The sequence below is a fragment of the Deltaproteobacteria bacterium genome (assembly GCA_021159305.1).
Lineage (GTDB): Bacteria > Campylobacterota_A > Desulfurellia > JAGGSF01 > JAGGSF01 > JAGGSF01.
Genome location: JAGGSB010000052.1, coordinates 1 through 2500, shown reverse-complemented (window position 1 = coordinate 2500; position 2500 = coordinate 1). Strand labels below are relative to the sequence as shown.

The 2500-nt window shown below is 36.2% G+C and carries 2 protein-coding genes and 2 tRNA genes (1 of these 4 cut by a window edge); 3 read left to right on the top strand and 1 reads right to left on the bottom strand.

The genetic code is table 11. From position 1 onward, the window contains the following. Nucleotides 1–415: the 5' end (the start) of a tRNA preQ1(34) S-adenosylmethionine ribosyltransferase-isomerase QueA gene (queA, locus tag J7J10_03455; protein ID MCD6129989.1), read on the bottom strand. It extends 611 nt beyond the left edge of the window; 415 of the gene's 1026 nt are visible here — the first part of the coding sequence; it begins with the start codon at nucleotides 413–415; its stop codon lies beyond the left edge, outside the window. A gap of 105 nt (nucleotides 416–520) precedes the next feature. Here queA and rpoD point away from each other — a divergent pair, with 105 nt between their 5' ends. The 3 genes from rpoD (at nucleotide 521) to J7J10_03440 (ending at nucleotide 2304) form a co-directional block, all read left to right on the top strand. Then, nucleotides 521–2014 (top strand): RNA polymerase sigma factor RpoD, encoded by a 1494-nt coding sequence (rpoD, locus tag J7J10_03450; GenBank protein ID MCD6129988.1) that lies wholly within the window; start codon nucleotides 521–523, stop codon nucleotides 2012–2014. Between the two features lie 136 nt (nucleotides 2015–2150). Next, nucleotides 2151–2223 (top strand) — tRNA-Ala (locus tag J7J10_03445). A gap of 5 nt (nucleotides 2224–2228) precedes the next feature. Then, nucleotides 2229–2304, top strand: a tRNA-Phe gene (locus tag J7J10_03440). Nucleotides 2305–2500 lie beyond the last annotated feature (196 nt).

Below are 2500 nucleotides of genomic sequence, written 5' to 3'. Positions count from 1 at the left end.
TTTCATCTAAAGTTTCATCAAAGTTTCCTTTATAATCAAGGGATACAATACTTTCCTCTCCTTTTTTATAGATTTGAGCCTGAATGCCGTTTTTTAGTGTTACCGTTGTTTTTTCTTTTAATTTACCTTTGGTTAAAGCTTTGTAAATATTAGGAGCGATTTTTTCCACAAGGAATATTTCTACTCTTCCTCCTGTTTTCTTTTTACCAAATAGTCTGGCTGGAATTACCTTTGTGTCATTGAGTATGAGAAGATCGCCTGGGGAAATATAATTTATAATATCTTTGAATATGCCATGTGTTATTTGTTTTGTTTTTCTATTATATGTTAAGAGTTTGCAACCATCTCTTTCTTTCTTTGGGTGTTGTGCTATGAAAGATAATGGCAAATGGTAGTTAAATAGGTCAACCTTCATTACTGTTTTCATTATAGCAAAAAAAATACTAAAAAGTAAGTCTGACTTGACACCTTACTTTCTTCTACTAAATTTGTGTAATATGGAATTGGCGGAGGTTTTAATATGAGTAGTAGCGATGGTTTGTTGGGACCAGAAATTGGCAGAGAGCTGTTGAGCAAAAGTAAGGAGAATGGTTGTATAACTTATGATGAAATAAATGCTCTTCTACCAGAAGGGATTTCTGTAGAAGAGATAGATAAATTATTTATTCTCTGTCATAATTTAGATATTAATATCGTGGATGTAGCACAACCTGAAGAAGCGAAGGAAAAGATAGGGGAAAAGAAAATAAAGGAGCGAATAGTGTTTTCTGACGAGGAAGCAGAGACAAAAAGCCCTATTCGCATGTACTTAAGAGAAATGGGAGAGATTTCCCTCCTTTCAAGAGAAGAGGAAATTGAAATAGCTATGAATATTGAGAATGAGAAAATTGGAATCTTGAATTGCCTGGTGGATATACCCTTTTTTAAAGATATTATTTTTCATCTTCAAGAGCAACTGAATAAAGGCGATGTGAAGTTGAGAGATGTGTTTGACTGTGTAGAAAATAGTGATTTTGCTGAAACCGAGGAGTCTTGTCAAGAAAAGATACTGCATTTGCTGGATCAACTGAAGAATTTGTTGGATAGATATTGGATGTATAAAAATAATGGAGAGGCACATTTGCTAAAAAATCAAATTGTGGAATGTTTGGTAAATATTTCTTTTTGTGACAAATATATAAATAGTGTAATTTCTGATCTTAAAGAGAGAATTCAAAGACAAGATGATGATTTAGAGAAAGGAGCATTGGACATGCTCCTTTCGCAAATGGAAACTCATGAATATAGGAAACAAGAGATAAAAAATAAAATGGTTCGTTCTAACTTAAGATTGGTGGTAAGCATTACTAAGAAATATTTGAATAGGGGGCTTCCATTTTTGGATCTTGTTCAGGAGGGTAATATTGGTTTGATGAAAGCAGTTGATAAATTTGATTATCACAAGGGTTTTAAATTTTCTACATATGCTACCTGGTGGATAAGGCAATCTATTTCTCGTGCCATAGCGGATCAGGCAAGAACAATTAGAATTCCTGTACATATGATAGAAACAATAAATAAAATCGTGAGAACTTCTAAATTTCTGTTGCAGAAATTGGGCAGAGAACCTTCTCCTTTAGAGATCGCTGGTTACTTGCAGGTACCTTTAGATAAAGTAAGAGCGATAATGAAGATTGCCAAAGAACCTGTTTCAATAGAAACACCTATTGGCGACGAAGAAGATGCTCACCTGGAAGATTTTATAGAGGATATGCATACCAGGTCCCCTCTGAATACTGCTATAGATACTAATTTGAGGGAGAAGATAGATGAGGTGTTGGGAACACTGACGGAGCGGGAACAAAGAGTTTTGAGGATGAGATTTGGAATTGGAGAGGATGGTGAACATACCCTGGAGGAAGTAGGTAAGGTGTTGGGTGTAACTAGAGAACGGGTAAGGCAGATAGAGGCAAAAGCCATAAAGAAGTTGAGACATCCCAAGAGAAGTAAGCAACTTTCTCACTTTTCAGCATAAAAATCGTGTGATTTTAAGTGTAGAAGGGGGAAGAAATTCGCTAGCGAAAATGCGCGGTTGTTAGTGAAATATTGTGTTGACAAGTTCTTTTTAACGCCTTGACACATAGAAAAATTTCCATAGAATTTGGGTCAATGGGGCTGTAGCTCAGTTGGGAGAGCGCTACGCTGGCAGCGTAGAGGTTACGGGTTCGAAACCCGTCAGCTCCATTATTGCCGGGATAGCTCAGTCGGTAGAGCAAGGGACTGAAAATCCCTGTGTCGGTGGTTCGATTCCGCCTCCCGGCACCATCCTCAAGCCTATGTTAAAGCCAATTTCAAGAAAAATCGAAGGTAGGTTTTTTTGTTGATTATTTCTTTGGGGTAACCATAGGGTAACTTTGCATTAGGTTTGGTTTTTGTTTTGATTATATTCAAATGGGTTTTTTAAACTTGATATATTATGCACCTTTCCAGAAACACACCTTGTTTTAATATGTTTTAATAG

Bases quoted from the DNA above. Each gene is read 5' to 3' on its own strand.
- rpoD (MCD6129988.1), top strand. From the start codon at position 521: ATGAGTAGTAGCGATGGTTTGTTGGGACCAGAAATTGGCAGAGAGCTG.